This window comes from uncultured Methylobacterium sp. (genome assembly GCF_964242245.1).
Classification (GTDB): domain Bacteria; phylum Pseudomonadota; class Alphaproteobacteria; order Rhizobiales; family Beijerinckiaceae; genus Methylobacterium.
This window is the reverse complement of record NZ_CAXTBY010000174.1, coordinates 1-5,271: the sequence shown is the minus strand read 5'-3', so window position 1 is coordinate 5,271 and position 5,271 is coordinate 1. Positions and strand designations below refer to the sequence as shown.

6 protein-coding genes are annotated in these 5,271 nt (G+C 72.7%); 2 read left to right on the top strand and 4 right to left on the bottom strand.

The features are described 5' to 3' along the window. Nucleotides 1-191 precede the first annotated feature (191 nt). The 4 genes from ACFE8Y_RS20615 to maiA form a co-directional block, all read right to left on the bottom strand. Nucleotides 192-503: a hypothetical protein gene (locus tag ACFE8Y_RS20615; RefSeq protein ID WP_375466237.1), complete on the bottom strand. Its 312-nt coding sequence runs from the start codon at nucleotides 501-503 to the stop codon at nucleotides 192-194. Further along, nucleotides 500-814: an EthD family reductase gene (locus ACFE8Y_RS20610; protein WP_375466236.1), complete on the bottom strand. Its 315-nt coding sequence runs from the start codon at nucleotides 812-814 to the stop codon at nucleotides 500-502. Before ACFE8Y_RS20610 ends, ACFE8Y_RS20615 begins: the two co-directional genes overlap by 4 nt. A 110-nt stretch (nucleotides 815-924) precedes the next feature. Next, on the bottom strand, nucleotides 925-2,256 hold the full coding sequence (locus ACFE8Y_RS20605; protein ID WP_375466235.1) for an NAD(P)/FAD-dependent oxidoreductase: 1,332 nt from the start codon (nucleotides 2,254-2,256) through the stop codon (nucleotides 925-927). Between the two features lie 165 nt (nucleotides 2,257-2,421). Continuing rightward, nucleotides 2,422-3,066, bottom strand: coding sequence for a maleylacetoacetate isomerase (maiA, locus tag ACFE8Y_RS20600; protein WP_375466234.1), 645 nt, complete (start codon nucleotides 3,064-3,066; stop codon nucleotides 2,422-2,424). A 233-nt stretch (nucleotides 3,067-3,299) separates the two neighbouring features. Between maiA and dgcN the strand changes: the two genes are divergently transcribed. Both dgcN and dgcA read left to right on the top strand, forming a co-directional pair. Continuing rightward, nucleotides 3,300-4,319, top strand: a complete 1,020-nt coding sequence (gene dgcN / locus ACFE8Y_RS20595) for an N-acetyltransferase DgcN (protein ID WP_375466233.1) — start codon at nucleotides 3,300-3,302, stop codon at nucleotides 4,317-4,319. Further along, the coding region (gene dgcA, locus ACFE8Y_RS20590; RefSeq protein ID WP_375466232.1) for an N-acetyl-D-Glu racemase DgcA at nucleotides 4,316-5,271 on the top strand (956 nt) is incomplete at its 3' end. The genes dgcN and dgcA, both read left to right, overlap by 4 nt.

Below are 5,271 nucleotides of genomic sequence, written 5' to 3'. Positions count from 1 at the left end.
CGCTCCTCCCAGATCGCGTGGAGCGATGCGTGCATCCGCAAGCCCGCAGAGGGGGAGGGAGTGCGCGCAACCGAACCGATCAACCGGAAACCGTACGAGGTCCTGCGGGATCGGCGGCACGCTGCGCGGCCCCTGCCCCGCACGGGAGAGAGGAGCCGCGGGCGATCCGGACCATCGTCCGAGGCGCGGGTCTACGATCGATCGTCCCGCGCGTCGGCGTCCGGCTCGGCGGTCCAGGCGGTGGCGAAGGCCGCAAGCTGGCGGGCCTCCGTGAAGGCCATCACCGTGACGACGCGCGGCACCGGCACGGCGCCGGGATGGGGCGCGAGCAGGATCGTCGGCCGCGCCAGCCGGGCGTCGGCCGCGTGCTCGGCGATCCAGGCCGCGGCTTCCGGCGCGAGGCGGTCCGGCGCACCGAGCGCGCGCGAGTCGGCACGCAGAACGATCACCCGCGCTCCGAGGCTCGGATCAGCCGCCTGGACCGCCTGGACGATGTCGATCACGCCGACGCCTCGGGGAACTCGTTGAGCTGCACGGCGGCCTGGGCATCGGTGAAGTGGGGGATGTCGGCGAAGATCTCCGGCCCGTGCGCGCCCGCCGCCTTGGCGAAGGCATCGGCCGAGTCGAAGGTCAGCAGCGCCATCACCTGGAACGGGGCAGGGCTTCCGTCCGGGGTGCCGACGCCGCGCACGACCTTGGCCTCGTGCAGGCCCATCGGCGACCAGCGCTCGCGCACCAGCGGCATGTGGTGGCCGAGGTAGTAGTCCATGTCGAACCGGGCGCCGCCCGGGTACATCACGCTGACGAGGATCATGGTGGCGTCATTCCTCCCGTGGGGGCCCGTCTCATGCGGGCCGCGGGCGTGAGGAAACCATCGAACGGGCGGCGGTGCAACGGGCGGGCCGCCGCGCGGGCGGCAGACCGTCAGTGCAGCTTCACCCGCGACTCCGTGCGGCGGGTCAGCGCCCGGGCGGCGGCGTCCAGCGCGGTCTTCACCGTCCCGTGCAGCGCCTGCTCGTGCATCTTGTAGAGGGAGCGGTACATCATCCGCGCGAACAGCCCGGCGATGAACATGTTCCTGCCCTGGATGAAGCCCATCAGGCTGCCGACGGTCGAGTACGCGCCGAGGGAGACCAGCGAGCCGAAGTCGCGGTACTTGAAGGGCTTTATTGGCCGGCCGGCGATCCGGGCCGGGATCTGCCTGATCAGGTGGCTCGCCTGCTGGTGGGCGGCCTGGGCGCGCGGCGGCACCGGCGTATCGGAGCCGGCCTCCACGAGGTAGGCGCAGTCGCCCACCGCGAAGATGTCGGGGTCGCGGCTGGTCTGCAGGGTCGGCGTCACGACGAGCTGGTTGGTGCGCGTGGTCTCCAGGCCGCCGATCCCCTGCAGGAACGCGGGCGCCTTCACGCCGGCCGACCAAACCACGAGCTCGGACGGGATGAAGTCGCCGTCGGCGAGCGCGACGCCGTCGGCGCGCACCTCCGTCACCCGCGCCCGCACCCGCACGTCGACGCCGATCTTGGCAAGCAGCAGCATCACCTCGGCCGAGAGCCGCTCCGGCACCGCCGGCAGGATGCGCTCGGCCGCCTCGACGAGGGTGATCTTGAGGTCTTTCGCCGGGTCGATCCGGTCCATGCCGGTCGAGACCACGTGGCGGACGGTGCGGTGCAGTTCGGCCGCGAGTTCCGTGCCGGTCGCGCCCGCGCCGATCACCGTGACGTGGAGCTGGCCCGGACGCACCGGGCCGTCCTGGGTGTGGGCGCGCAGCATCGCGTTGACGAGGCGCTGCTGGAACCGCACCGCCTGATCCTGGGTGTCGAGCGCGATGGCGTGCGCGTTGACGCCCGGCGTGCCGAAGTCGTTGGTGGTGGAGCCCACCGCCATCACCAGGGTGTCGTAGGGGATCGCGCGCAGGGGCGTGACCTCGCGGCCCTCCGGATCGTGGCTCGCCGCGAGCTGAATCGTGCGCGCGGTCCGGTCGAGGCCGGTCATCTCGCCGATCCGATAGCGGAAATGGTGCTCGTGGGCGTGGTGGAGGTAGTCGACCGCGTGGCGGCCGATGTCGAGGCTGCCGGCGGCGACCTCGTGCAGCAGCGGCTTCCAGATGTGGGTGCGCGCGCGGTCGACCAGGGTGACGTGGACGTCCTTGCTCCGCCCGAACCTGTCACCGAGCTTCGTCGCCAGTTGCAGGCCGGCGGCGCCGCCTCCGACCACGACGACCCGGTGCAGCCCCGTCTCGTTCTCGACCGGTACCATGCTTGCCGTTGCTCCCGCGGCCCGACCGGCCGCCTCACGTCCCGCGGGCAGACGCGCGCCGCGGCCTACCTCGGAACCGTTCCAGACACATCCGATACACGGGCGCGCCGGGCGAAGCCGTCAAAAAATTTTGCGCCTCGCCTCAAGCCTCTTGCCCAAGCCCCTTCAGGCCGGAGCACCGGGCTGGCGCTTGGGATGCGCTTCCATGAAGGCCGGCTGCGACAGGCACTCCTCGGCGATGCGCCGCACCGTCGGGTAGGCGTCGGTCGGCACGTCGAAGATCGCGGTGCCGACCCAGAGGCTCGCGAGGCAGAGGTCGGCGTGGCTCAACCGGTCGCCCTGGGCATAGCGGCCGGTGCCGGGCTCGGTGGAGAGCCGCGCTTCCAGCGCCGTCAGACCGGTCGCGAAGGCGTGGCGGACGAAGTCCATCATTCGGTCCCGCGGCAGGTCGTAGGCTCCCATCAGGTGGTTGCGCACCCGCGGCACGTAGAGGGGGTGCGTGTCGCAGGCCACGACCTGCGCCAGCGAGCGGACGCGTGCCCGCTCGCGGGGATCAGCCGGCAGCAGCGGGACGCTCGGATGCGTCTCCTCCAGGTAGTCGAGGATGGCGAGCGATTGCGTCAGCGGCGGTCCTTCCCCGTCGAACAGCGCCGGCACCGCGCCCTGCGGGTTGATCGCCCGGAATTCCGGCCGGTGCTGGTCGCCCGCGTCGAGGTCGATGAACGTCTCCTCGTAAGGAATGCCCTTGAGCTTCAGCGCGATCCGCACCCGGAACGCGGCGGCCGAGCGCCAGTTGCCGTACATCCTCATCGGCTCGACCCTCGCATCGCAATCCGCGCCCGACCACACCGCACATCGCCGCGGACCGCAAGGATGCGTGCCGCGGCTTGGAGGCGTGCCGCGGCTTGGAGGCGTGCCGCGGCTTGGAGGCGTGCCGCGGCTTGGAGGCGTGCCGCGGCTTGGCCGTGATCGTGCATTGCCCTCGACGCAGCCGATCGCGCATAGGGACCGCGTGCGGCCGTCCGGAGGGAGTTGCTGGACCGATGCAGATCGAGACGCCCTACCTGATGTTCCTCGGCGACGTGCCGGACCGGCTGGCGGCCAAGACCGCCTACGGCATCGTCGACTGGCGCCCCGAATGGTGCATCGGCCAGATGCGCCTGCCCGGCTGCGCGGCCGACCTCGGCATTGCCGACCTCACCCTCGACGAGGCGCTGGCCAAGGGCTGCCGCACGATGGTGATCGGCGTGGCCAACGCCGGCGGCGTGCTGCCCGAGCACTGGGTCGCCGAGATCGTCGCGGCGCTCGACGCCGGCTTCGACGTCGCGAGCGGCCTGCACGCGCGGCTCGGCGCCGTGCCCGCGATCGCCGAGGCCGCCGAGCGGCGCGGCCGCGCCCTCCACGACGTGCGCCACACCACGGAAAGCTTCGCCACCGGCAAGGGCACGAAGCGCCCGGGCCGGCGGCTGCTCGCCGTCGGCACCGACTGCTCGGTGGGCAAGAAGTACACCGTGCTGGCGCTGGAGAAGGGCATGCGCGCCCGCGGGATGGACGCGGACTTCCGCGCCACCGGCCAGACCGGGGTGTTCATCTCCGGCCGGGGCGTGGCGATCGACGCTGTGGTGGCCGACTTCATCTCCGGCGCGGTGGAGTGGATCGCGCCCGCGGCCGACCCGAAGCACTGGGACCTGATCGAGGGCCAGGGCTCGCTCTACCACCCGTCGTTCGCCGGGGTCAGCCTCGGCCTGCTGCACGGGGCGCAGGCCGATGCCTTCGTGGTCTGCCACGAGCCCACCCGCACGCGCATGCGCGGCGTCGAGCACCCGCTGCCGTCGATCCGCCAGGTGATCGACCTGACGGTGCAGCTCGGCAGCCTGACCAACCCGAACATCCGCCCGACCGGCATCGCGGTCAACACCCAGGCGCTCGACGAGGCGCCGGCCCGCGCGCTGCTGGACAAGCTCGGCGCCGAGTACGGCCTGCCCGCCACCGACCCGGTCCGCTTCGGCGTCGAGGCGCTGGTCGACCGGCTGATCGCCGAGTTCCCGGACACCGCCCCGTGAGGCGGCTCTCCGTCGCCGTCGAGCGCTTCCCGATCGCGGGCGCCTTCACGATCAGTCGGGGCAGCCGGACGGAAGCGGTGGTCGTCACAGCCCGGATCGCGGAGGATGACGGGGCCGCCGGATGGGGCGAGTGCGTGCCGTATCCGCGCTACGGCGAGAGCGTCGCGGGCGTGGCCGAACTGATCGCGGCGCAGGGCGACGCGATCGGTGCCGGCATCACCCGCGCCGAACTCCTGGAGCGCATGCCGGCGGGCGCCGCGCGCAACGCGCTCGACTGCGCGCTCCTCGATATCGAGGCGAAGGAGTCCGGGCGTCCGGCCTGGGACATCGCCGGCCTGTCGGCGCCGGCGCCGGCGACCACGGCCTACACGCTGAGCCTCGGCACGCCCGAGAGCATGGAGGCGGCCGCCCACGGGGCCGCCGCGCGCCCGCTCCTGAAGGTGAAGCTCGGCGGCGCGGGCGACCCCGAGCGGATCGCGGCCGTGCGCCGGGGCGCGCCGGACAGTCGCCTGATCGTCGACGCCAACGAGGCGTGGCGGGCCGACACGCTGGAGGCCAACCTCGCCGCCTGCGTCGCGGCCGGCGTCGGCCTGATCGAGCAGCCGCTGCCCGCGGGCGAGGACGCGCTGCTTGCGCAGATCGCGCACCCGATCCCGATCTGCGCCGACGAGAGCCTGCACGACCGCGCCGGGCTCGACCAGCTTGCCGGGCGCTACGACGCGATCAACATCAAGCTCGACAAGACCGGTGGGCTGACCGAGGCGGTGATGCTCGCCCACGAGGCCCGCGCCCGGGGCCTCGCGCTGATGATCGGCTGCATGGTCGGCACGTCGCTGGCCATGGCGCCGGCGATGCTGCTCGCTCACCACGCCGCCTACGTCGACCTCGACGGTCCGCTGCTGCTGGCGCGTGATCGGAGCCCGGGCCTGCGCTTCGAGGGCAGCACGATCCA